The organism is Amycolatopsis sp. NPDC102389 (genome assembly GCF_044765885.1).
Classification (GTDB): Bacteria; Actinomycetota; Actinomycetes; order Mycobacteriales; family Pseudonocardiaceae; genus Amycolatopsis.
In genome coordinates this window covers 14,108-36,942 of sequence record NZ_JBIWKX010000073.1, presented here as the reverse complement: position 1 = coordinate 36,942, position 22,835 = coordinate 14,108, and the positions used below count along the sequence as shown (strand labels likewise).

Annotated in this window: 21 protein-coding genes; 9 read left to right on the top strand and 12 right to left on the bottom strand. The window is 69.1% G+C overall.

The features are described 5' to 3' along the window. Positions 1-258: 258 nt before the first annotated feature. On the bottom strand, positions 259-630 hold the full coding sequence (locus ACIRGA_RS36310) for a PH domain-containing protein (RefSeq protein ID WP_400950277.1): 372 nt from the start codon (positions 628-630) through the stop codon (positions 259-261). A gap of 83 nt (positions 631-713) precedes the next feature. Here ACIRGA_RS36310 and ACIRGA_RS36305 point away from each other — a divergent pair, with 83 nt between their 5' ends. Beyond that, the gene (locus ACIRGA_RS36305; protein WP_400950274.1) at positions 714-1,484 is read left to right on the top strand and encodes an FHA domain-containing protein; all 771 of its coding nucleotides are present in this window, start codon (positions 714-716) and stop codon (positions 1,482-1,484) included. Between the two features lie 17 nt (positions 1,485-1,501). Here the strand turns inward: ACIRGA_RS36305 and ACIRGA_RS36300 are convergent, their stop codons facing one another. The 3 genes from ACIRGA_RS36300 to ACIRGA_RS36290 form a co-directional block, all read right to left on the bottom strand. After that, on the bottom strand, positions 1,502-1,798 hold the full coding sequence (locus tag ACIRGA_RS36300) for a hypothetical protein (protein WP_400950271.1): 297 nt from the start codon (positions 1,796-1,798) through the stop codon (positions 1,502-1,504). A gap of 75 nt (positions 1,799-1,873) precedes the next feature. Further along, positions 1,874-2,953 carry a winged helix DNA-binding domain-containing protein gene (locus ACIRGA_RS36295; protein WP_400950268.1) on the bottom strand — a complete coding sequence of 360 codons (1,080 nt, stop codon included), beginning with the start codon at positions 2,951-2,953 and terminating at the stop codon, positions 1,874-1,876. 108 nt (positions 2,954-3,061) lie between these two features. Next, the gene (locus ACIRGA_RS36290) at positions 3,062-3,523 is read right to left on the bottom strand and encodes a GNAT family N-acetyltransferase (protein WP_400950266.1); all 462 of its coding nucleotides are present in this window, start codon (positions 3,521-3,523) and stop codon (positions 3,062-3,064) included. 99 nt (positions 3,524-3,622) lie between these two features. Between ACIRGA_RS36290 and ACIRGA_RS36285 the strand changes: the two genes are divergently transcribed. After that, entirely contained in the window at positions 3,623-4,534 is a 912-nt protein-coding gene (locus tag ACIRGA_RS36285; RefSeq protein WP_400950263.1) for an NADP-dependent oxidoreductase, read from the top strand. A gap of 50 nt (positions 4,535-4,584) precedes the next feature. Here the strand turns inward: ACIRGA_RS36285 and ACIRGA_RS36280 are convergent, their stop codons facing one another. From ACIRGA_RS36280 to pstC, 4 genes are read right to left on the bottom strand one after another with little or no spacing between them, the layout of a single operon-like run. Then, positions 4,585-6,120, bottom strand: a complete 1,536-nt coding sequence (locus tag ACIRGA_RS36280) for a substrate-binding domain-containing protein (RefSeq protein WP_400950260.1) — start codon at positions 6,118-6,120, stop codon at positions 4,585-4,587. Next, entirely contained in the window at positions 6,117-6,908 is a 792-nt protein-coding gene (locus tag ACIRGA_RS36275) for a phosphate ABC transporter ATP-binding protein (protein WP_400950294.1), read from the bottom strand. Before ACIRGA_RS36275 ends, ACIRGA_RS36280 begins: the two co-directional genes overlap by 4 nt. 50 nt (positions 6,909-6,958) lie before the next feature. Then, the gene (gene pstA / locus ACIRGA_RS36270; protein ID WP_400950256.1) at positions 6,959-8,086 is read right to left on the bottom strand and encodes a phosphate ABC transporter permease PstA; all 1,128 of its coding nucleotides are present in this window, start codon (positions 8,084-8,086) and stop codon (positions 6,959-6,961) included. Further along, positions 8,083-9,072 carry a phosphate ABC transporter permease subunit PstC gene (pstC, locus tag ACIRGA_RS36265; protein ID WP_400950254.1) on the bottom strand — a complete coding sequence of 330 codons (990 nt, stop codon included), beginning with the start codon at positions 9,070-9,072 and terminating at the stop codon, positions 8,083-8,085. The genes pstA and pstC overlap by 4 nt, the downstream gene beginning before the upstream one ends. Before the next feature lie 208 nt (positions 9,073-9,280). On the opposite strand from pstC, the gene ACIRGA_RS36260 reads away from it, so the two are divergent. From ACIRGA_RS36260 to ACIRGA_RS36250, 3 genes are all read left to right on the top strand, one after another. Continuing rightward, positions 9,281-11,620: a hypothetical protein gene (locus tag ACIRGA_RS36260; RefSeq protein WP_400950251.1), complete on the top strand. Its 2,340-nt coding sequence runs from the start codon at positions 9,281-9,283 to the stop codon at positions 11,618-11,620. Beyond that, on the top strand, positions 11,617-12,501 hold the full coding sequence (locus tag ACIRGA_RS36255) for a sortase (protein WP_400950248.1): 885 nt from the start codon (positions 11,617-11,619) through the stop codon (positions 12,499-12,501). Before ACIRGA_RS36260 ends, ACIRGA_RS36255 begins: the two co-directional genes overlap by 4 nt. 194 nt (positions 12,502-12,695) lie before the next feature. After that, positions 12,696-14,588: a S8 family peptidase gene (locus ACIRGA_RS36250; RefSeq protein WP_400950245.1), complete on the top strand. Its 1,893-nt coding sequence runs from the start codon at positions 12,696-12,698 to the stop codon at positions 14,586-14,588. Between the two features lie 57 nt (positions 14,589-14,645). Here ACIRGA_RS36250 and ACIRGA_RS36245 read toward each other — a convergent pair whose 3' ends face one another. Together ACIRGA_RS36245 and ACIRGA_RS36240 are read right to left on the bottom strand one after the other, a co-directional pair. Continuing rightward, positions 14,646-15,734, bottom strand: coding sequence for a substrate-binding domain-containing protein (locus ACIRGA_RS36245; protein ID WP_400950243.1), 1,089 nt, complete (start codon positions 15,732-15,734; stop codon positions 14,646-14,648). Between the two features lie 156 nt (positions 15,735-15,890). After that, positions 15,891-16,316, bottom strand: coding sequence for a DUF1508 domain-containing protein (locus ACIRGA_RS36240; RefSeq protein ID WP_400950240.1), 426 nt, complete (start codon positions 16,314-16,316; stop codon positions 15,891-15,893). Between the two features lie 171 nt (positions 16,317-16,487). On the opposite strand from ACIRGA_RS36240, the gene ACIRGA_RS36235 reads away from it, so the two are divergent. Then, positions 16,488-17,228 carry an SDR family oxidoreductase gene (locus ACIRGA_RS36235; RefSeq protein ID WP_400950237.1) on the top strand — a complete coding sequence of 247 codons (741 nt, stop codon included), beginning with the start codon at positions 16,488-16,490 and terminating at the stop codon, positions 17,226-17,228. A 223-nt stretch (positions 17,229-17,451) separates the two neighbouring features. Here the strand turns inward: ACIRGA_RS36235 and ACIRGA_RS36230 are convergent, their stop codons facing one another. Beyond that, positions 17,452-18,486, bottom strand: a complete 1,035-nt coding sequence (locus tag ACIRGA_RS36230) for an SDR family oxidoreductase (protein ID WP_400950235.1) — start codon at positions 18,484-18,486, stop codon at positions 17,452-17,454. Positions 18,487-18,557: 71 nt separating this feature from the next. On the opposite strand from ACIRGA_RS36230, the gene ACIRGA_RS36225 reads away from it, so the two are divergent. After that, entirely contained in the window at positions 18,558-19,457 is a 900-nt protein-coding gene (locus tag ACIRGA_RS36225; protein ID WP_400950232.1) for a LysR family transcriptional regulator, read from the top strand. On the opposite strand, the gene ACIRGA_RS36220 is transcribed toward ACIRGA_RS36225, so the two are convergent. After that, a complete protein-coding gene (locus tag ACIRGA_RS36220; protein ID WP_400950229.1) occupies positions 19,437-20,879 on the bottom strand; it encodes an ABC transporter substrate-binding protein in 1,443 nt (480 codons plus the stop codon). The two genes, ACIRGA_RS36225 and ACIRGA_RS36220, sit on opposite strands and share 21 nt — an antisense overlap. Before the next feature lie 100 nt (positions 20,880-20,979). On the opposite strand from ACIRGA_RS36220, the gene ACIRGA_RS36215 reads away from it, so the two are divergent. Both ACIRGA_RS36215 and ACIRGA_RS36210 read left to right on the top strand, forming a co-directional pair. Then, on the top strand, positions 20,980-22,317 hold the full coding sequence (locus ACIRGA_RS36215; protein WP_400950226.1) for an LVIVD repeat-containing protein: 1,338 nt from the start codon (positions 20,980-20,982) through the stop codon (positions 22,315-22,317). A 15-nt stretch (positions 22,318-22,332) separates the two neighbouring features. After that, positions 22,333-22,770 (top strand): hypothetical protein, encoded by a 438-nt coding sequence (locus ACIRGA_RS36210; RefSeq protein ID WP_400950223.1) that lies wholly within the window; start codon positions 22,333-22,335, stop codon positions 22,768-22,770. The last annotated feature ends 65 nt before the right edge of the window (positions 22,771-22,835 follow it).

The following is a 22,835-nucleotide window of genomic DNA, read 5'->3' as shown; positions in this document are numbered from 1 at the left end:
CAACTCCCCCCTACCCGCAGTCGGTCTCACACCACACGAAAACTCAATAAACACCTCCTCAGGTCTACTACTTTGCTAGGCTTCAACAACACGACACTTACCACTCACGACCCCTGTACCGAGCGGCGACCGGAGCTGCCGGGAGCCAGGCCGGTCAAGCGGGTCGTGAGTGGCAATTAGGGTTAGAACCCGAATCGCCACTCACGACCACCTGTACCCAGCACCCGCCGCAGCCGGACTCCCGCAAGCAGTCAAGCGCTAGAGCGTGTGCGTAGCGATCAGTTGGCCGATAGCGCGGATGTCCGAGCCCCGGAACTCCAGCCGCACGTTCCCCAGCCCGCTGAACCACAGGTCCAACTCGGCGTCGAGGTCGAAGGTGCCCGCGGTTTCGATCGAGAAGGCCTGGATCCTGTTGTACGGCAGCGAGGTGAAGTCCTTCTTCTTGCCGGTCATGCCCTGGACGTTCACCGCGATCAGCCGCTTGTTCGTGAACACCACGAAGTCGCGCACCGCTTTGAACGACCAGATGATCTCTTCGCCGGCGATGATGATCGGCTGCACCGTCGGCGCGATGTCCTTCGGTTTGCACGGCGTGAGCTTGAAGACGGTGTCCTTGGAGAAGTCAATCATGTACTCCAACATACGGACGAACGCGACACGGGGACCCGTCCCCGGCGGCGTCCCGCATAATGCCGGGGACCAGGAGGAGGACGATGAAGCGGCTCACGACGACGCACGAGAGTCTGGCGCTCGGCGTGCCCCGGTCGGCTCCCGGCGCGGTGTTCGCTCTCACGCTCGCGGGCGGCGTGTCCGTCGATCCCGGCGAGGGTGGCGAGATCACTTTCGGGCGTAATCGGCCGCAGGTCGACGTCTGTGTGGGGGAGAACGACCTGCAGGTCAGCCGCAGGCACGGGCTGCTGAACTTCGCCGACGGTCAATGGTGGGTCAGCAACACCGGCCAGTTGCCGATCCGTTTGCCGAACTCCCGCTGGCTTTCCCAGGGTGAGGAGCCGATTCCCCTGTCGGACGGGTACACGCCGCTGTTCGTCCGCGGTTCGGGCAGGCGGGAGCACCTGCTCGAGTTGTACGTCGCGGGGCCCGAAGGCGGGCATCCCGTCACTCGGCACGACGACGTCACCGTGCCGCCCCGCCGCTGGCGCCTCAGCGCGGAAGAACGCCTGGTCCTGGTCGTCTTCGGGCAGCGTTATCTCCTGCACGACCTGAATCCGCAGCCGTTGTCCCGCCAGCAGGCGGCCGAGGTGCTCTCCGAGCTCAGGCCGGGCGAGACGTGGACCGCGCGCCGGGTCGAGCACGTCGTCACCGACGTCCGGGCGCGGTTGTCCGCCGGCGGCGTTTTCGGTCTGCGGCGCGAAGAAGTCGGCGAGCCGGTGGGCAACGCGTTGAACGACAACCTGTTGCGAGAGCTCGTGCTGTCCACGACCCTCGTCCCGCCGGATCTCACCCTGCTCGAAGCGCTCGACTGAGTGTCCATAGAGGACGGTCAGCTGACGCCCTCCATCGCCGCCTTCGCGACGTCGCTTCCTCTCTCCGCCTCACCGGCGACCTTCACCAGCGCCGCTGTCGCTTGATCGCGGCTTTCCTCGGCTTTCACGCGTCCCGCCGAGGCCGCGTTCACGCCGAAGAACGCGCCCACCACGGTGCCGATCACCGTTCCCGCCGCGGTGATCACCGCCGTGACGTCCGACGTGTTCGGGTACCGCATGACCGCCGCCACCGCGATGACCGCGAGCGCGCTCAGCCCCGCAAGCACCGTCATGAATCCGTAGTTCTTGCCCATGGCCCGCTCCCTTCAGGCTCTTGCGCCCATGCTTCGCCCGAACGGCGCCCTTCGTTACGGCAAAAGGCCGGACTGTTATCCACCGATGCCGAAACGTACGTCCTGGTCCGCGCCCGGCACTACGAATTCCAGTAGCCGTGCGCCCTCGTCGGCGATCGAATCTTGATCCCGCAAAGGTTTCCGCGATTCGATCGTCAAGGTCGCCCCTTTGATCGCCCAAATGGCCAGGAATTCACCGTCGACGAGGAGGGTGCCCCGGCGGCCGCCGTTACCCGGCGGCAAGGGCACGCGGCGGCCGTCGGGGATCACCCGCACGCGGTCGGCGTGGGAGAGCAGGACGTTGTCGTACTCGGGCAGGAATCTAGGGTGCGCAGGGGTTTCGGGGTCGGGGCGCGGTGCGTCGGGAAGGTCGAACAGTTCCTTCCCCGCGGTGTCGGTGAAGGTGCGCAGCCGCGGCCGCAGCCGCTCGAAGACCTCCTTCAACCGAGTGAGCCCCGACCAGACCTGCGCGTCGCGGACGGTCGCCGGACCGAACGCCTCGAGGTAGCGCAACACCAGGTCGTCGAGGGTGATGCCGTCCGTGATCGGTTCGCCGACCCAATCTTCGAGCAGCGAGAACGCGGCCGGGCCGGTCTGGCCCCACAGACCGCGCGGGGTCACGTGCGCGAGGGGGAGGAGGCTCTGGATCGCGTACGCGAGGGCTGTCGGGTCGGCGCCGGGCCAGCGGTCGGCCAGCGCGGTCCGGATCTCGGCGCGGGTGCGGGGCTGTTCGGAGAGCAGGGCCCGCCCCGCTTCGGCGATCGCGGCGAGGTCGAGCCCGGCGACCTGCCGCGAGTAGTGGCCCAGGAAACCGCGCTCGACCACGGGTTTGATGGTGGGCCACAGGGCGAGGCAGTCGACGGCCGTCACCAGGTGGACCGTGCCGCGCATCAGCGTCGACCGGACGACCTCGCGGGCGGCGAGCGGTTTCGCCAGCTCGTCCACCTGGAAGCCTCGAAGCCGCGACCACAGCCCGACATACGCCGAGTCGGGAGCCTGCGCTTGGAGGCCGGCCAGCCGCTCGATCGCGGTGATGGCGGGCAGAGCGGCGCGATCCAGCAGGAGCTGCCTGGCCAGGGTCGCGCGGTTGAGGGCCCGGGGGCTCAGGATTTCCATCGGCGGACACACTTTCGCGGGAAGGAACGGAGGTCTTCGGCGAAGACGGTGATCCCGTGCGGCGGACCCCGGAATTCGCCGGCCACCTGCGCGAACTGATCGGCCGGTTCAGCCGCGCGGTGGGTGCTTGACGTCGAAGACCAGCTCCGGGCGCTCCCAGGTGATCTTCGGCGGGTTGGGCGGCAGGACACCGACGCGGCGGGCGCCCATCCGCTCGTAGAACCCGGCGGCGGGCGGATGGGAGACGACGCGGATCTCGGTCATGCCGAGGCCCGCGGCCTGCCCGAGCATATGCTCGACCAGCCACGCGCCGATGCCCGTGCCCTGTGCCGAATCGGCGACGAACAGCAGGTCCAGCTCGGCCGGGTACTCGATCAGGCTGTAGAAGCCGACCACGTCCCGCTGCGCGTGGGCGACGAACGCGGGATGGGTGGCGAGGTAGTCCTCGGTGACCTGGTAGCCGTCGAGGATCGAGGCGTATTCCCCTTGGTAGGCGGCCGATTCGTGCATCAACGCCGTCAGCCTGCCTGCGTCGGAAGCGCTTGCCCTGGAGATGCGGTAGCTCGTCACGTGCGCAGCTTAGAACGTCACACCGACAGTTCTTGACCTCCAGTTATCTGGAGGTATCAGGCTGGGTTCCGACAGCGGGGAACGAACTGGAGGAACAAGATGAAAGCGGCCGCGTTCACGGAAGCCGGTGGCCCGGAGGTGCTCCGGGTGCTGGAGCTGGAGGAGCCGCACGCCGGGGCGGGAGAGATCCGGGTGCGGGTGAAGGCGGCGGGGGTGCAGCCGTACGACGCGGCCGTGCGGGCGGGCTGGGAACCCGCCGGGTTCGAGCTGCGTTGGCCGCGTGTCCCGGGGAACGAGTTCGCCGGGGTCGTCGACGAGGTCGGTTCCGGGGTTACCGGCCTCGTCGCGGGGGCCGAGGTGCTCGGGTTCACCGCCGTGCAGGCATACGCCGAGTACATCGTGGTGCCCGCGGAGAACGTCACGCCGAAGCCGGCGGAGATGCCGTGGGAGGTCGCGGGCGGGTTCACCGCGGGGACGCAGACGGCGTATCTGGCGCTGGACGCCCTGCGGGTCGCCCGCGGCGAGACGCTGCTGATCCATGGGGCGGCGGGCTCGGTGGGCACGGCCGCCGTCCAGCTCGCCGTGCTGCGTGGGGCGAAGGTGATCGGGACGGCGAGCGAGGCGAACCAGGACTACGTCCGTTCGCTCGGCGCCGAACCGGTCGTCTACGGTGACGGCCTCGCCGCCCGGGTGCGCGCGCTCGCTCCGTCCGGTGTCGACGCGGCGCTGGACGGCGCGGGCGGGGACGCCTTCGATCTTTCGCTGGAGCTGGTCGGGAATCCGGACCGCGTGCTCACCCTGGTCGAGCACGGCCGCGCGCCCGCGGCCGGGGCGCGGGTGGTCACCGGGACGAGGTCGGCCGAGCGGCTGGGGATGCTGGCGTCGTTGTACGTCAAGGGGGAGCTGCGCTTCCTCGTGCGGCGGACGTATCCGTTCAGCGAGGCCGCGGCGGCGCACCGTGAGATCGAGACCGGGCACGGGCGAGGGAAGATCGTGCTGACCTTCCCGTGAGCCTCGTGAGTGGTAAGGACGGTTCTGACCGTCCTTACCACTCACGACCGCTAAGCCCTCCGCAACTTCCGGATCACCCCGCGCACCCCGAGTGGCGTCACGATCGCCACGAAGAGCACCAGCGCCGCCCAGCCGCCAAAACCGCCGAACCCGCCTTCGTCGTAGGCCGCCGGTGCGGCTTCCCGCCAGTTCTTCGAGCCGCCGCCCGCCGACTCCTCGTCGGGGGACGCCGTCGCGGTCGCGGTCTTGTCACCGGCCGCCGGACCGGCGCTGGGCCCTGCGGAGGTTTTGGGACCCGAGGTGCCCGCCTTGGGTTTGCCGTCCGGGTTGATGATCCCGGCGGCCACCAGCGGATCGGCCGGGCTGGTCGCGCCGGCGCCGAGGCTGCCGTGGAACGTCGGGTTGCCGCAGTTGCCCGCGTTGAGCTGTTTCGGCGGCTGCCCGGTGAGCCGCGCGTTGGAGTTCATGATCTCCTGCGACAGGTTCGGCGGCAGCGGCGAGTAGCCGATCCGGGCCATGTTGATCTGCCCGTCGCAGGCGACGTGCTCGAGGAAAGCGGTGATCGTGTCGGTCTTGCCCTGGTCGCCGTAGCCGCCGCGACAGGTGTCACGGCCGCTGGTGCACGGCATCATCACGTACGAGTACGCCGAGACGGGGTACGACTTCGGGTCGGTGTTCGTGTAGACCTTGTCCAGCTTCTGGCTGAGGTCCGGCCGCAGTTCCGCGTGTTTCAACGCGGCCGCGATGTTCTCCGCGAAGGGTTGCGTGTACTGGCCCGCGCCGTTCTGCACCCACGCCGTCGGCACCTTGTGGCGCTGGGCGTAGGCGAACTCGTCATAGCCGATGGAGAACGGGATGGTCGCGTTTTTGACGGCCGTCGCGATCTGGTCCGAGTCCGCGAGCAGCCGGTACCACTCGGCGTCGGGTCCCTGCCCCGGGAGCTGGATGGGACGGACGCCCGCGGGCAGGTTCCCCATACCGTTGCCGACGTTGCGGGCGACGAACCGGTTGTAGGCATCGGGCGCCGCGTGCGCGATGAAGTCGTAGAACAACGCCGTCGTTCCCGAGGGGCCGCTCCGGCCGACCAAGGTGATGGGCTGATCCGGCAAGGGCTTCCCGCCGTTGGTCGCGGTGATGGCGGGATCGTTCCAGCGGGTGATGTCCCGGCTGAAGATCCGGCCGATCACCTCCCGGCCGAGGTGCAGGTAGTCGACGCGTTTGCCGCCCAGGTCGTTGACGTTGTACATCAGCGCGATCGCGCCGGCGACGTCCGGGACGTACTGGTAGCCGCGGGTCTGCGCGGACAGTCCGCCGCCACCCGCCGCGACGAGTGAGGAGACCTCCGCCTCGGTCCCGGCGAAGTCGACCGTCCGGTCGCCGAACTGGTTGACCCCGGCGGGCGAACTGTTCGCCGAGTAGTTGACGGGGATACCGCGTGACGTCGCGCCGTTCTGCCAGTCGTTCATCGCCGGGCCGACATAGCTGGACCCGGAACCGGTGACCGCGGTGAGTGCCGTCGCGCCGGGGGCGGTGACCACCGAGACCGAGAACAGCAACGCCGTCACCGCGGCCAGCCGCGGGATCATCCGAATCGCCCGTTCACGTAGTCGTGGGTGCGTTCGTCCGACGGCGCGTTGAAGATCGTGTCCGTCGGACCGTGTTCGATCACCCGTCCGGGTTCGTTCTCCGCCGCGAGGAAGAACGCGCAGTGGTCCGAAACCCGTTGGGCCTGCTGCATGTTGTGCGTGACGATCACGACCGTCACCTCGTGCCCGATCTCGGCGATGGTCTGCTCGATCCGCCGGGTCGACGTCGGGTCGAGCGCGGAGCAGGGCTCGTCCATCAGCAGCACGTTCGGCCGCACGGCCAGCGATCGCGCGATGCAGAGCCGCTGCTGCTGCCCGCCGGACAGCGCGCCGCCGGGGGAGCTCAGCCGATCGCGGACCTCGCGCCACAGCCCGGCCCGCTCCAGGCTCTGCTCGACGAGCGCGTCCTTGTCGCCGCATTTGACACCGGCGAGCTTCAGCCCGGCCAGCACGTTGTCGCGAATGGACATCGCCGGGAACGGGTTCGGCTTCTGGAACACCATGCCGATCCGCAGCCGGACCTGCTGCGGACGAGTCCCGTCGGCGTAGATGTCCTTGCCGTCCAACAGCACCTCGCCGGTCAGCGACGCCGACGGCACCAGTTCGTGCATGCGGTTGAGGATGCGCAGGAAGGTCGACTTGCCACAGCCGGACGGGCCGATGAGCGCGGTCACCTCTTTCGCGGGCATCCGCAGCGAAACCCCTTCGAGGACCAGGCGGTCACCGAACCAGGCGCCGATCTCCCGGGATTCGAGGTCCGCCGCGCCGGGCGGCGGGCCACCGGTCAGCTCGACCGGCGGGCGCGCCGGACTGTCCACGTAGGACACTTCAGTGTCGGTCACCGGTTCTCCTGTGTTTTGACGGTGGTTCTCTTCGCCTTGCGTTTCGACCGGTCGCGGCCCACCACCCTGGCGATCGCGAACAGGCCGAAGATGAGCAGGATCAGCACGAGCGCGCCGACGTAGCCGCGCTGCTGGACGTTCTCCAGCGGCTGCTTGATGAAGCGGTAGATGAACAGCGGGATGCTCTCCTGCGGATCGGAGAACGGGTTCGCGTTCATCCCAAGCGCGCCGAACGAGGTGAACAGCAGCGGCGCGGTCTCACCCGCCACGCGGGCGATACCGAGGATCACCGCGGTCGTCACGCCGGTCCGCGCGGTCGGGAGCACCACCGACCACACCGTGCGAGCCCGGCTCGCGCCGAGCGCCAGCGACGCCTCGCGCAGGCCGTCCGGGACGAGACGGAGCACGACGTCCACGGTCCGGGTCACGGTCGGGAGCATGACCATGGTCAGCGCCAACGTGGCCATCATCCCGTTGTAGCTGAACAAGCCCACGCCCGCCTGGATGCCGGGGATGATCAGGGCGGCGTAGACGAACAGACCGGCCACAATGGACGGAAGGCCGCTCATCGCGTCGACCATGACCCGCACGGGACGCCGGAACCTCGACCGCGTCTCGTTCAGGAACACCGCGGTGAGCACGCCCAGCGGGACGACGAGGACCAGCGTCAACGCCGTCTGTTCGAGGGTGCCGACGATCGCGTGCAGACCTCCCGTGTCGGCGACCGGATCGGTCGGCGCGACCGTGGACATGTCGTGGGTGAAGAAACCCCAGCGCAGATACGGCGCGCCTTCGACGACGATGTAGATCAGCAGCGACAGCAGCGGGGCGAGCAGCACGAGCGCCCCGGTGACGACGACGGTGGACACGAGCCGGTCCGACGCGGCGAGCCTGCCCAGCCTGTCGCGGGTGACCAGGTAGAGCATCGACAGATACAGCAGGTACGCGACGGTCAGATCGGCCAGCCAGCCGGGGGAGTCCAGCAGCAGGTGCATGACGAACCAGGTGAGCAGCGTGGCCGAGACCGCGCAGCCGAGCGCCGCGAGCCGGTCCTGCCTGGTGCTCTCGGACGGACGCCGTTTGACGAGCTTGCGCGCGACCGGGGGAGTCAGTGTCGTCGTCACGCGTCCACCCCCGCGCCGGAGCGGCTCTTGGAGATGATCACCGACGCGGTGAAGTTCGTCGCCAAGGTGAAGACGAACAGCACCAGGCCCGCCGCCATCAGCCCGGACAGCGCGAGCCCGGACGCGCCGGAGTTGTTGGCGATGAACCCGGAGATCGTCGCGCCGCCGAACTGGAGGACGTGCTTCGTGATCTCCGGAACCTGCGGCAGCAGCAGGGAAACGGCGATCGTTTCGCCGAGCGCGCGGCCGAGCCCGAGCATCGAACCGCCGATGATCCCGCCCCGGCCGAACGGCAGCATGACGGTTCTGACCATGCCCCAGCGCGTGCTGCCCAGCGCGAGCGCCGCCTCCTTCTCGCCGGCAGGCGTCTGCGCGAAAACCTCGCGGATCACCGATGTCGTGATCGGGAGGACCATCAGCGAGACCACCAGGCCCGCGATGAACATCGACTGGATGTACAGCGCGTTCTCCTTGGCCGAGAACGGCGGGAACCAGCTGAGGTTTTCGGTCAGCCACAACGAGATCGGCACGATCCGCGGGCCGAGGAAGGCGAACCCCCACAGGCCGTACAGCAGGCTGGGGATCGCGGCGAGCAGGTCGACCAGCCCGGTCAGGAACCCGCGGATCCGCCCGCTGGAGTACTCGGTGATGAACAGCGCGGCCAGGATGCTCAGCGGTACCGCGATCAGGACCGCGATCAGCGCGACCACGATCGTCCCGTAGAGCAGGCCAAGCACCCCGAGCACGCCCGAGGCCGGATCGAACCGGATGGTGGCGAAGAAGCCGAACCCACTCGCGTCGAAGGCGGGCCCGGACCGGTAGACGAGGAAGAAGCCGATGACCACGAGGATCGCCAGCATGGTCAGCCCGGCGCCGGTGGTGACCCGGCGGAACGCGCGGTCGGCCCGCGACAGGACTTCGGTGATCGCCCGCCGCACCGGGGCACCCGGTGGGGACGGGTCGGGCCGGGGTGGCGCGATGGTCACGAGCGGCCTTCCTTCGTGTTGGCGGGCAAAGGAGTTCAGGGCAGACGGCAGCGCCCCTCGACGCGGCCAGTATGTGGTGCCCACGGCCGGGAAAGGTGTCCGCACGGAGAACGCCCGACGGGGCGTTTGTGAATCAGTGCGGTGGACCCGTTGACCCTCGACGGGTGACTCGTGGACGTTGGGTCCCGTGAAATCCGGGGAGTCGTCCGTGTTCCTGTTCCGGGCCAGGCGGGCCGGGATCGTGCTGATCTGCGGGATACTCGCGGTCGCGGGGGTGTCCGTTCCCGCCGCGCGGGCGCAGACGCCCGCGAATCCGCCGTACCGGCTCAAGACCGAACCCGCCGATCTTTCGGCGGTCCAGAACGGTGATCCCCTGCGGATCACCCTCTCGGGGCTCCCCAAGGGGGCCAAGGCGAAGCTCGTCATCTGCCCGAAAGACGTGCCGGACAACCTTATGAAGAAGGTGTATGTCCCGCCGTGGCCCAAGGACAGCACCCTGCTCACCAGGGTGCAGTCCTACTGTCAGGACGAATTCGGCGACGAATTCACCGGCAAGGCCGCGGGTATGCAGTCGATGGAAAGGGCGCGGAGCAGCACGACCGGCGACATCGTCTTCGACACGACCGTTCCGCGCGGTACCTTGCGCCCGCACGCGGTGGCCTGGGATCCGCTTTACACCACTTATGAAAAGGCGGTGAATCCCGGCGACAAATTCCCCAAGGTGCCGTGGGCGGACAATCCCGTCGTCGTCGATCCGGCGACCGGCGCGAAGACCAGAAGGCAGTTCTCTTTCGCGTGTGACGAGAACAATCCGTGCACCGTCACGATCCAGATCACCGCACAGGACGCCGCGGGCAAGACGGTGACCTGGGTCGACGAATCCCTCAAGTTCACCCCGTACCTGCCGGGGATCGGGGTCAAGGGCTGCAAGGGGATCGGCCGGAACACGCTCAACGCCAGCATGCCGGAGCGGCTCGGCCGGACCGCGGTCGCCTGGAACCAGGCGCTGTGCGCTCCCACCGGGGCCGAGCAGTCCACCAACATCGTGAGCGAGACCGAAGACACCGGGCTGACCGCGTTCGACAAGGGCGCCTCCGATCTCATGATCACCGGAAGCGGGAACGCGCTGGCCGCGCAGACCGTCCGGGCGAGGGAGTACGTCCCCGTCGGGGTCAACGCGGCGGTGATCGCCGCGGTCGGCTGGTCCCCGACCGACGTCAACGACAGCGGCGGCCCGCTCAACTCGAAGTTCACCGGAACCCTGTCCTTCGCCTACGACGAACTGGCGAACATGTTCACGAAGGGCGGGCAGGTGCCCGACGCCGACGGGCGCGGCGGCATCTTCAAGAACGGTTCCCCGCTGGTCACCAGGAATCCGGCGCTCGCGGCCATCAAGGACGGCCAGCCCGCCGGGGTGATCGCGGTGAACGCCCGGTCCGGTTACGGCGGGAACACCGACTTCTTCGGCGCGACCGGGGAGTCCGGACCGGGCGCGGTCCCGTTGACCCTGAGCCGGGCTCTCGTCCGATCGGCACCGGAAGCCTGGGTCTTCCCGGCGAAGGGGAAGGACTACTTCGGTGCCCTGGACGGGAAGTCACCGGGGGTGATCACCGATCTGACCGCGCTGGACCCCGGCAAGTTCCGGATCAACAACGTCGACGCGAAGACCGGCCAGCTGTCGGTGCGCAAGACCGTCGACAACGCCGTCGTCGGCAGGGGCGCGGACTGCGCCGGCGGTTGCATGAACTGGGTGATCACGGATCTCGCGACGGCGACGGTCAACCGCTGGACACCCGTGGCGCTCCCGGACGGCAAGGGGAACTTCGTCGCGCCGACCGAGCAGAGCCTGCGACTGGCGGCCGACGCGATGAAGATCGGCGCTGACGGAACGGCCGAGACCGGCACCGTTTCCCAGGAGGGCGCCTACCCGCTCACCTTCGTCGAATACATGGCCGTCCCGGTCAACCCGTTGATCGACGCGAACTGCAAGCCGCTGAAGGAGAAGCAGGACCGGCTCAAGTCGTTCGCCGGACTCGCGGCGGGCTACGGGCAGGCGCTGCTTCCGTCCGGGATGGTCCGCTTGAGCCCGGGGCTGGCCGCCACCGCCACCGAGCGGATCGCCAAGATCGGCACCGGCACCGTCGAAAAGGCTTGTCAGGAAAAGGAAGAGGCGAAGAACCCGCCTCCGCCGGGCGCGAACGGTGTCACGCCCGCTTCCACCACCTCACCGGGCGGACCTTCCGGCGGACAGGGTTCGTCCGCCGGGACGCCGGTGACGGCCGCCGTCGGGCCCGTCCCCGCGGTCGCCCCGACCGCGGAAAGCGTGGCGGCGGCGAAGAACCTCGCCGAGTCGATCGACATCCCGAAGTTCGCGGGCGCCGGCGCGCTGGGTGCCCTGATCCCGTTGGTGGCACTGGTGATCCTGGCGACCTTGCCGTCCGCGACGGCGTATCTCGCGGCCGGCCGGCCGGTGCCGTCGTGGTTGATCAGGGCGCTGGCCGCGCTGGCGGCTCTCCTGCGCCGTAAGTCCTCGGGTGGCGTGGCGTGAGCACCGAAGTCGAGGAGCGCCAGTTCCTGCGGTTCGGTCCCGGCTGGATCGGCGCGGTCGTGTTCGCCTGGCTGGTCACCACCCTGGTCGCACTGGCCCTGGTCGTCTACGCGCTGGGCCCGATGCTGCAGTCGAGCGACCAGCGGAAGGCGCTGACGGAGATCCGGGGCGAGATCGGCGTGGCGCTGGGCGCCAGCCAGAGCCTGTTCGGTGCCGCGCCGCCCGCGAAACCGGTCGAGTTCGGCAAGCCGGTGGCCGTCCTGGAGATCCCCGCGCTGAAGGTGCAGCAGGTCGTCATCGAAGGCGCTTCGAGCGGCGAAACCGCGTCCGGACCAGGGCACGTGCCGGGGACGGCCGGGTTGGGACAGCCGGGGAACGCCGTGATCGCCGCCCGGAATGCCGGTTTCGGCGGCCCGTTCGGCTCGCTCGACGCCTTGGAGAAGGGTGACGAGATCGTCGTCGCGACCACCCAGGGCAAGTCCGTCTACCGGGTGACCGACAAGGCCACCCGGCCCCTCGACGAGGGCACCGACTACGGCAAGACCGAAAACGACCGGCTGACCTTGGTGACGTCGGCTTCGTGGTGGCCGCTGGCCTCGAAAGAGGCGACGGTGGTCACCGCCGCCCTGGAGGGGAGGCCGTTCCGGCCCGCTCCGCAGAACGGCAGGGCGGACGCGCAGGACGGCCGCACCGGCGACGGCGACGCGTGGGCCGGGCTGGTGCTGGCCTTCGGCGGATTCGTGGTGGCGGCGGCCGGGGCGACATTCCTTTATCGCCGTTGGCGTCCGGTTTCGACCTATGTCATCACCGGGCCGGTGCTGCTCACTCTCGCCGCGCTCGCGGCGTTGGCGTTGTGGCGGCTGTTCCCGGCCTGGGCGTAAACCGGATATCGGTCTTTTCGGACCGGAATCGCTCCCACGATGTGGATCATCCCCCGATCCAGACTTTGGTCGGTGGACTCGTCACGGATCGCTCTTTAGATTCTCTCCATTACACCCGGTCAGGGGTAATTCATTCGGGCAGCCGAAGGGATTTCCTGTTACGGGCTGTGTCGCGTTAATACAGGGAGAGTTCGATGAGCAGATTCAGCCGGGTGGTCACATGCTCGGTTCCGGTCGCGGTCGGCGCTTTGCTGCTGTCGACGGCGGTTTCCGGCGCCCAGCCGTCGGAGGAGGTGCGCACGCAGACCGGGATCACCGCACTGCAGAGCATCAAGAAGAGTCTCACCCCGGCTGAGCGCAAGCAGTCGAGCCAGCTTGTCATCGAGAAGCGCCTGCGCGCCGACAAGGGCCTGGCGGGCAAGCTGCCCGAGTACCGGACCGGGCTGGGCGTCAGCGACGCCGGCACCGTCGCGGTGGACATCAAGGGCGCCGGACAGTCCCTGGTGGACGCCGTCAAGGCGGCTGGCGGCACCGTCCGCTACGCCTCTCCCTCCGGCGCGGTCCGCGCCGACCTCCCCCTGAACGCCGTCGACGCGATCGCCGGACGCGGGGACGTCGCCGAGGTCAAGGCCGCTTCCCAGGCGATGACCTGGAACGAATCCGCGCAGCAGGACCGGCGGCAGGCCGCGGTCAAGCAGACCGCCGCCGCGCTGCAGGTCGCCGAGGGCGACAAGGCGCACGGCAACGACACCGCCCGCACCAAGTACGGCGTCACCGGCGCGGGCCAGAAGGTCTGCGTGCTCTCGGACGGCATCAAGTCGCTGAAGGCGTCCCAGACCGCGGGTGAGCTTCCGGCCGTCGACGTTCTCCCTGGTCAGGCCGGCAGCGGTGACGAGGGCACCGCGATGCTGGAGATCATCCACGACATGGCGCCCGGCGCCGCGCTCGGTTTCGCGACCGCGTTCACCAGCGAGCAGAGCTTCGCCGACAACATCCGTGCCCTGCGGAACACCGGCAAGTGCACGATCATCGTCGACGACGTGTCCTACTTCGACGAGTCGCCGTTCCAGGACGGCCCGGTCGCGCAGGCCGTCAACGACGTGACCGCGGCCGGCGCGCTCTACTTCTCCTCCGCGGGGAACTCGGGCAACCTGACCGACGGCACCAGCGGCTACTACGAGGGCGACTTCCGCGGCTCCAGCAGCAAGATCTCCGGGATCACCGGCACGCCGCACGACTTCGACCCGAGCAGCACGACCCAGCTGTACAACGCGCTTTCGCCGAACTCGGTCGGCCGCTACGTCACCCTGTTCTGGTCCGACCCGTGGGGCAAGGCCACCAGCGACTACGACCTGTTCGTCCTGAACTCGTCCGGTTCGGTCGTCGCCTCCAGCGAGGGCTCGCAGAACGGCACCCAGAACCCGTACGAGATCGCCCAGGTCCCGGCCAGCGGCTCGGGCTTCAAGGTCGCCGTGGTCAAGTACAGCGGCTCCGACCGGTTCATCGCGCTCAACGTGATCCGCGGCCGCTTCGTCACCTCGGGTGCGCTGAAAGCCTTCAGCACCAACGGTGTCACTGCCGGCCACTCGGCGGCGGTCAACGCCTTCAGTGTCGCGGCCGCCCCGGCCGCCGGTGCCTTCGGACGCGCGCTCGAGACCGGTGACCCGGCGAACCCGGCCGGCCCGTACCCGGGCCTGTTCACCTCCGCCAGCAAGTGGGAGCGGTTCACTTCGGACGGTCGCCGTCACCAGTTCTACAACCCGGACGGTTCGGTGATCACCCCCGGCAACGTGTCCTCGACCGGTGGTGCGACGCGCAACAAGCCGGACATCACCGCGGCCGACGGCGTCGCGACCTCGGTGACGGGCTTCCAGCCGTTCTTCGGGACCTCCGCCGCCGCGCCGAGTGCCGCCGCCATCGCCGCGCTGCTGAAGCAGGGCAAGCCGGCCGCGACCGCGGCGGAGATCCGCACGGCACTGACGTCGACCGCGATCGACCTCGGCGCTCCCGGCTACGACCCGGTGACCGGGGCGGGCGTCATCATGACCGACCCGGCGCTCGCCGCGCTGGGCGTCGCCCCCAAGTAACACCTTCAGGACAAGGAAAACGGCCCGGTGCACGCGCACCGGGCCGTTTTCGCCATTTCAGGACTTCACGCAGGACAGGCCGTTCGGGCCCGACACGGTCAGGAAGCCGTACCGCTGGATGGTGGCGGCGAGCAGGCCACCGCACAGCGGGCTGGCGGTCGAGGCCGAGTCACCGTCGTCGAAGCCGACGGCGCGCTTGGCCTGGTCGTAGCTGGGGGTGCGGGAGTCGACGATGTGGTAGACGCTGCGCGAACCCAGGAACGCCGTGGTGAAGGCCGGGGTGTAGTTGCCGGCGGAACCGGAGACCGGGGAGCCGTTGAAGCCGGCGCCGGTCAGCGGGTTGACGGTGAAGCCCGCCCGCTTGTCCGCGGTCACCGCGTTGCCCTGCGCGATCCACTGCGCGATGGAGAACGGCGCGATGGCGGTGGCGCGGTCGGCGGCCGGGATGGAGTTGCCGTCGTGCTCCTGGAACCGCTTGATGGTGACCGGCTTGGTGGTCGGGTCGAAGCCGAGGACGGTGCCGGTGAAGAAGCTCAGCGTGCCGGAACCGGTCTGCGGCAGGTAGACGGTGATGGCGGAGTTGGCGCCGCCGACCTGGTTCCAGTTGGTGATGGAACCGTCGTAGATACCGCGCAGCTGCGCCAGGGTCAGGGTCAGGCCGGCGCCCGAACCGGTGGCCGACGAGGCCCAGGTGACACCGTCGGTGGCGAAGGCGAAGTACTCGAAGGTGCCGGGGTCGGACGAGCCGCGGGCCGAGGACGACCGCGCGATGTCGATCTTGCCGTCGCCCGCTTCGGCGGAGGCCCTCAGCGCGGCCTTGCCCTGCGACGAACCGTTCGGGGCCGGGTTGGTCGTGCTGTAGACGACCTCGTCGGCGAACGGGTCGGCCGGGACGGTGAAGGTCTGGGTGCCGGACAGCAGCGGCGGCACGTTGACGAAGTTGTCGGGGTCGCTGTTCCAGGCGCCGCCGTTCGCGTTGGCCAGGATCGCGCCGGTGATGTCGACGGTGGTGTCCGAGCCCGCCGCGGCGATGACCTCGCCGAGGCCGTTGGCGGGGGCGACCGCCGAGGCGGTGCCGGTCAGGGTGAGGCAGGCACACGCGGCGATCGCGGTGGCGCCGAGAAACCGAGTGGTACGAGCACGCATCTTGTTTGCACTCTTTCTCTAGTCCCCAAGTAGTCGCGGGATTCCGTGACTTGACACAATCCTCGCTCCGCGACACTGTCCGGCGGCGGTGCTTCGCGTTCCCGCCCGACGTCATGGTGGTTAATCTCCGGGGAACGCACTTTCCGTGATCGGCCGTCACGGAGAACGATTCGGTGAATATCCGCCGGAATCGCGCCGATATTTCCGGCGCCAATCGGCTATCGTCTCGATTCCTTCACCGATGGCCGCTTCGGCCGTCGCCGAGCGGAACCGGTCGAGGCCGCGCTGCGCCTCGATACGCCGTCCGTAGGCATGGCTCGCGATCGCGACGATGCGGTCTTCCCGATGCAGGCGCCACCGCCAGCGGCCGCCGCTGAGATGACTGAAATCGCTGGTCAGCTCGGAAATATGCGCGCTGAGCCAGGCGATCGCGACGAGGCATTCCTCGGCTCGTGGATAGTCGTCGGGCGCCGAACCCAGCGACACGTTGTTGCCGCCGAGCAGTCGCCAACGAAGGGTCTGTTCGCCGGTCTGGACCAGCTGAAAGCGTGGATTCTTCGCTACCGAATTCCCCCTGGGCACATCCGGTGAATCGCCTCGATGTGGTGAAGGGGTTACCGGTTTCCGTGAAGGCGCGACGGCCGCCGGGTGAACGTTTTCCCCCGGCGGCGGCGCGCTAGCCTGAACGGACGCGGGTAATCGGAAAACAATCACCGAGCCGGATCGGTCCGGCACGGTCTGCGAGGAGGATCGATGGGCGACGGCAAGACCGCGGTGGTCACCGGGGCGGGTTCCGGGCTCGGCAGGGAGATCTCCCGCGCGTTGCTGGGCGCGGGCTACCGGGTCGCCCTCGCCGGCCGCCGCGCGGACGCGCTGGCCGAGACGGCCGGCGGCGCCGCGAACGCGCTTCCCGTGCCCACCGACGTCGCCGATCCCGATTCCGTCGCCGCGCTGTTCGAGACGGTCGGCGCGGAATGGGGGCGGCTGGATCTCCTGGTGAACAACGCGGGTGTGTCGGTGGGCGGGACCGTCGACGAACTGTCCTTCGCGGACTGGAAACGCGCCGTCGACACCAACCTGACCGGGATGTTCCTCTGCGCGCGGCAGGCCGTGCGGCTGATGAAGGCGCAGGATCCGCGCGGCGGCCGGATCATCAACAACGGTTCCATCTCCGCGCACGCCCCGCGTCCCGCGAGCGTCGCCTACACCGCGACGAAACACGCGGTCACCGGGCTGACGAAGTCGATCTCCCTCGACGGCCGAGCCTGGAACGTCGCTTGTGGACAGATCGACATCGGCAACGCCGCCACCGAGATGACACTGCGGATGGCCGACGGGATCCCGCAGGCCGACGGCAGCGTCAAGGCGGAGCCGACCTTCGACGCCCGGCACGTCGCGGACGCCGTGCTGTACATGGCCGGGCTGCCGCTGGAGGCGAACGTCCAGTTCCTGACCGTCACGGCGACCGCGATGCCGTACATCGGGCGAGGTTAGATGATTCTTGATCGCGAGTGGTGACGGTCGCCGCGGGTCAAGCCTGCCGCACACCTTTTGCGGCCTGGGTCCGCGCTGACCGACGAGGGCCGACCGCGCCGTGAATGTCCACAAGGGACACTTTTCGAGCCGCAAGTGTCCGACTTGGGTAGTCTGCACGGTTCCGCGAGGGAGTCGTGAGTGGCAATGAGGGTTCTAACCCTCATTGCCACTCACGACAGCGTCATGGGATCACCTTCGCCTTCCGGAACTCGTCGAACAGCCGGAAGAACATCTCCGGTGTCTCGGCGTATTCGTGGAAACCCGCCCGCCGGGCCTTCGAGCCGTCCGCGAACATGTCGTAGTCCCAGCCGAACACGAAGTCCGCGAACGCCCACGACGACGAAACGGCGCTGTACGGCACTTCGAGGCCGTATTTCGCGGCGATCGAAGTCCAGAGTGCTTCCTTGTCCGCCATGACGACGTCCAGCGACATCGGCAGCGGCGGCGCCACCTCCAGGTCGAAGTAGCGCGCGATCTTCGGCCAGAGGTCGTTCCACCGGAACAGGTCCCCGTTCGCGATGTTGAACGCCTCGTTCTCCGAACCGGTGGCCCAGACGGTGGCCTTCGCCAGCAGCCCGGCGTCGGTCATCTCCAGGAGGCTGTCGTACGCGCCGGGTTTGCCGGGGAACCGCAGCGGCAGGCCGAGTTCCTTCGAGATCGACGCGTAGACCGCGATGGCCAGCGCCAGGTTCATCGGGTTGCCCAGCGCGGTCCCGCCGACCACCGACGGCCGGATCGCCGACCACGTCCAGGATTTCCCGGCCTGACGCCGTTCCAGGAACTGCTGCTGGTCCACATTGAACTCGGGCGGCATATGGCCCGCGTCGTCCTCGCGCGCCGGGGTCTTGAACGGGCCGAGGTGGGCGCCGTAGACCTTGTAGCCCTGCATGAGACTGACGTGGCGGAGGCCGGATGCGGCCGGCTCGATCGCGTCGACGAGGTTGGTCAGCATCGCCAGGTTCGGCGGGACCAGTTCGGCCCAGGTCGGCTTGTCGACATAGGCCGCGTAGAACACGTGCGTGACGTCGTCCAGGCCGCCGAGCTTCGCGCGGGTGTCATCCGCGTCGAGAAGGTCGACCGCGATCTGGCCCTGGCCGCCGCGCCGCGACAGGCCGATGACGCGCCAGCCGGGCAGGGTCTCCAGGTACGCGATCATGTTCTTGCCGATGACCCCGTTGGCCCCGGCGACCAGAGCGACCTTGCGTTCTTCGTTCATGTTCTTGAGCCTGGACCCGGCCACGCGATAAGTCCAAGGCATAGATATCACCGCTCCGATAAACTCTCTTCATGACGAGCTTGCGGCAACTCGAGTACCTGGTGACCGTCGTCGACACCGGCTCCTTCACCCGGGCCGCCGAGCTGCTGCACGTGACGCAGCCCGCGCTGTCACATCAGGTGCGCGCGCTGGAGAAAGGTGTCGGAGGCCCGCTGCTCGAACGACTGCCGCGCAGCGTCCGGCTCACTCCGATGGGTCGCGCCATGCTGCCGCACGCCCGCGCCACCCTCGCCGACGCCGAACGCGCGCGGTGCGCGGCCCGGCAGGCGTCCGGGCTGGAGGCCGGGGAACTGCAGATCGCCACGGTCTACTCGGTCGGCCTCGGTGTCCTTCCCGCGGCGTTGCGGGTGTGGCGCCGGGAGCGGCCCGAAGTCGACGTCCGGCTGGTGGAGTTCCGGCACGCGGACGAACTCCGGGAGGCCATGGCGGCGGGGGAGGCCGACGTCGCGGTCGGCCCGGTCCCGCCGGACTGGGACGGGCCGGTGCGTGAACTCGGGGTCGATGAGTTCGTCGTCGTCCTGCCGATCGACGGGCCGCGCGAGGACGACGGCACCGGCGTCGTCGACCTGGCGTCCCTCGCCGGCTGCGCGTGGGTGCACTACGCGCCGGGCAACGGCCTGGCCGACCTCGTCGACCAGGCCTGCGCCGCGGCGGGATTCCAGCCGAGGGCCGCGGTCCGCACCGAACAGAGCGCGGCGGCCCCGGTGCTCGCGGCGGCGGGACTCGGTCCCGCGCTGGTCCCGGCCAACGTGCTGCCGGAAGGTTTCCACGGCCGCGTCCTGCGGCCCGAACCGGCGATCCGCCGGACGCTCGCGGCCTATTGCCGCAGCACGCCCGACCCGCTGACCTCGGCCTTCATCGACGTCGTCGCGGGGGAGTGCACGCTCGGGTCACCGCACGGAAATCCCTGAGAGGTCCACGCCCCCGAACGCCGTCGCCTTGACGTCACCGGCGCGCTCCGCCCAGACGGCGTGCCCGTGCCCGGACCACAGCGGCACGACCGGGAGATCCCGCAGCAACTGGTTCTCCACCAGCCGGTAGACCTCGCCGCTTTCGGCGGAGTCGGTCTCCTCGGCCGATTTCAGCAGGTCGGCGAACCCGTCGCTGGAATACCCGGTGGCCTTCACGATCTCGGTCAGCACCTCTTGGGGGCTCGGCGTCGCCAGGGCCACGTCGATCGGGAACGGTCCCTGTCCCGGTTCCGGCGCGAGCTGGACGCCGACGGCCGCGCTGGCCTGCTCCGCGAGCGGGCGTAGCCAGCTCGCCTGAGACTGTCCGAAGTGGACGGGAGTAGCCGGGAACTCCGCCTGTTTCAGCAGGGATTTCGCCGCCCCGGCGTCGAACGTGCAGGGGCGGCAGGTGCTGCTGCGCTCACCCGGTGCGACGGCGGGCGGCAGCAGCGATTTCGCCGGATCCACCTGTTTGCCCAGGGCCCCGGCCTCCAGCGCCGCACGGTCGATCCCGAGCGCGAAGCCGTGCCGGACGGTCGCGTCGGAGAAATGTGGTGCGGTCAAGGGAAACCCGAGGTAGGCGGCGGTGGGCAGGGCCCACATCACGTGCCGCTGCGCGAAATCCGCGTGCATGGCCTCGTGCCGATCGCCGGGGACGATCGTGGCGAGATCGAGTTTTCCGGCCTTGACCTCGTCGTACTGCGCCGCGGCGTCGCCGGTCTTCAGTTCGAGCACGCGCGCCTTGCCCGGCGCGTCCGCCACGCGGATCAGCTTGCCGCCGGACGGCTGCCACGCGCCGTCCAGCCGGAATGGCCCGTTGCCGACCGGCCGCTGCGCGAAGCCGGCCCAATCGCGCGAAGCCAGTACGGAAGCGGGCAGCGGGACCAGCGATGGCGACGAGAGCAGCGCCGGGACCTGCCCGGACGGCCGGTCGAGCACGAGGCGGATGGTCAGCGGATCCGGCGCGGTGATCTCCTTGGCCCGCAAGAGATCCTTGACCACCCGCGTCGCTTGCCAGTGTTCCGCGCCGATCGCCTTCCAGGTGTCCACATAGGACTGCGCGGTGACCGGGGTGCCGTCGTGGAACTTCCCGCCGTCCTTGAGCTTCACCGTCCACGTGACGCGATCGGAGCTGGAGAACGATTCGGCGGCGCGCGGCGCCGTCTTCCCCGTCGCCGGGTCGTAATCGGCCAGCGGCGTCCACAGCGCACCGGCGAGCATCCGGCCGGATTGGTCGCGGACGTCGGCGGGCAGCAGGGTCGCCGGGGCGGCCAGGCCCACGCGAAGAACGTCCGGTGCGGGCGGTTCGCCGGATTCGGTGCAGCCCGCCGCGACCAGGGCGGCGGCGAGGAGCGGGGCCAGAAGACGCAAGCGCATGGTCATGTCTTAGCAGCCTCACACCGACCATCGGCGGTTGTGCGAGCAAAGTGGCGATCATAGGGTGCAGGGACCAGCCTGGGAGGTTTCTGTGCGAGGAAACTGGTTGCTTCGTTCGTGCTTGGCGCTCACCACGGTCACCGCGACCCTGATCGCCACCGGCCTGCCCGCCGCCGCGTGCGGTGAGGAGGACAAACCGGCGAGTGAGAAGGTCCGGGTCGCCGGTGCCCCCGGCGCGGTGAAGAACGTCGAGGCCGTCGGCAACGTGCCCGACGCGCAGGGCGCCATCGCCATGGGGTTCCTGCAGTACGGCAAGCGTGACGTCATGGCGGTTTCCGGCGAGTTCGGCCTGAAGGTCTACGACCTGACGAAGAACCCCGCCGCCCCGAAGCTGATCGGCGAGGTCAGCCTTCCCGGTCTGTGGGAGACCGAGGACACCGAGGTCGACGTCAAGCGCAAGCTCGTCTTCCTCGCGCGGGACCCGCGGGCCTACGGCGGCACCACGCAGACCGGCGAGTCCGGTATCTACATCATCGACCTCAAGAACCCGGAAAAACCGGCCATCCTGAGCTACACCAAGGTGCCCGCCGGCCACACGACCAGCTGCGTCGACGACTGCCGGTACCTCTGGACCGGCGGCCCTGCGAAGGCCGCGAACCAGCCTGCGGAATGGGGCGGCCGCCCGATCTGGGTGACCGACATCCGCGACCCGCGCAACCCCAAGACGTTCCCGAACCCGATCGAACTCGCGCGCAACGACGGCAAGACCGACTACGTGCACGACGTCCAGGTCGACGACGAGGGCGTGGCGTGGGTGTCCGGCCGAGGCGGTGTCCGCGGCTACTGGACCAACGGCTTCCACCGCGACCCCGTGCAGGGCAAGGTCCGCCGCGCGACGGCGTTCGACCCGGTGCCCTACGCGGGCGGCGGGATCGAGGAGACGGCGGCGCCGTCGAAGTTCATGCACAACAGCTTCCACCCGTCGGGACACCGCTCGGCCGACGGCGCCGACTCGAACCGCTGGCACGGCCGCGACCTGATCTACGCCACCGAAGAGAGCTTCCTCGACGGCTGCGCCGGTGACGGCGTGCTGACGATCTCGTCGCTGCAGAACTCCTACAACGGCGAAGGCTGGCGTTCGACGCCGGAGAAGCCGTTCCGCCTCAAGTCCGTCGGCACCTGGAGCGTCGCCGGGCAGGAAGGCAGCGACCCGGCGACGGGTGACTGCTCCGCGCACTACTTCGACGTCCGCGGCAAGGTCCTCGTGCAGTCGTTCTACACGCAGGGCACGCGCTTCCTCGACGTCAGCGACCCGACCGACCCGAAGCAGATCGCCTACTTCCGCCCGGCGGACGCCAGCGCGTGGGCGCCCTACTGGCACAAGGGTTACGTCTATGTCGCCGACAACACTCGCGGAATCGACATCCTGAAGCTGACCGCCTGAGGCAAGATCTTCCCCATGCGCACTCTGGGGAAGACTTTGGGGATCACGGCCGCGATCGTCCTGATCGCGGCCTGTTCCCCGGAACCACCGAAGAAAATGGCCGTCCGCACCGATACGGCGCCGGTCGCCGAGGACTTCCCGGAGATCGGCGAGATCGTCGAGGCGTCCTGGGTCGAGGAGAGGCTGGGCGCCTCGGAAGGCCGGATCGAGGCCCCCGGGCCGTCCGACCTCCGGCTGTCCGCGCTGGTGAAACTGCGCATCGACGCCGCCTCGAAGGTGGTGAGCGGCTACAAATGCCACGCCGGCGTTCCGGCGGCGCCGGAACAGTTGAAGGCGCTCATGCCGTCCGGCGTGGCGTGGCTCTCCTGCGAGCTGCCCACGACCACCAAGTCGCGGACCGTGTTCGTGGCCGCCGGTTCCGAACGGGCCTTCCTCACGTCGACGACGATGTGACAGAGCCGTGCGGAGCCGTCGATCGGCGGTCATGGTGGCGGCATGATCCGTTTCTAGCTTGGCGC

Excerpts from the sequence above, each read along its gene's own strand:
- ACIRGA_RS36310 (WP_400950277.1), bottom strand. The coding sequence starts at position 630 with ATGATTGACTTCTCCAAGGACACCGTCTTCAAGCTCACGCCGTGCAAA.
- ACIRGA_RS36305 (WP_400950274.1), top strand. The coding sequence starts at position 714 with ATGAAGCGGCTCACGACGACGCACGAGAGTCTGGCGCTCGGCGTGCCC.
- ACIRGA_RS36300 (WP_400950271.1), bottom strand. The coding sequence starts at position 1,798 with ATGGGCAAGAACTACGGATTCATGACGGTGCTTGCGGGGCTGAGCGCG.
- ACIRGA_RS36295 (WP_400950268.1), bottom strand. The coding sequence starts at position 2,953 with ATGGAAATCCTGAGCCCCCGGGCCCTCAACCGCGCGACCCTGGCCAGG.
- ACIRGA_RS36285 (WP_400950263.1), top strand. The coding sequence starts at position 3,623 with ATGAAAGCGGCCGCGTTCACGGAAGCCGGTGGCCCGGAGGTGCTCCGG.
- ACIRGA_RS36280 (WP_400950260.1), bottom strand. The coding sequence starts at position 6,120 with ATGATCCCGCGGCTGGCCGCGGTGACGGCGTTGCTGTTCTCGGTCTCG.
- ACIRGA_RS36250 (WP_400950245.1), top strand. The coding sequence starts at position 12,696 with ATGAGCAGATTCAGCCGGGTGGTCACATGCTCGGTTCCGGTCGCGGTC.
- ACIRGA_RS36245 (WP_400950243.1), bottom strand. The coding sequence starts at position 15,734 with ATGCGTGCTCGTACCACTCGGTTTCTCGGCGCCACCGCGATCGCCGCG.
- ACIRGA_RS36235 (WP_400950237.1), top strand. The coding sequence starts at position 16,488 with ATGGGCGACGGCAAGACCGCGGTGGTCACCGGGGCGGGTTCCGGGCTC.
- ACIRGA_RS36230 (WP_400950235.1), bottom strand. The coding sequence starts at position 18,486 with ATGAACGAAGAACGCAAGGTCGCTCTGGTCGCCGGGGCCAACGGGGTC.
- ACIRGA_RS36225 (WP_400950232.1), top strand. The coding sequence starts at position 18,558 with ATGACGAGCTTGCGGCAACTCGAGTACCTGGTGACCGTCGTCGACACC.
- ACIRGA_RS36220 (WP_400950229.1), bottom strand. The coding sequence starts at position 20,879 with ATGACCATGCGCTTGCGTCTTCTGGCCCCGCTCCTCGCCGCCGCCCTG.
- ACIRGA_RS36210 (WP_400950223.1), top strand. The coding sequence starts at position 22,333 with ATGCGCACTCTGGGGAAGACTTTGGGGATCACGGCCGCGATCGTCCTG.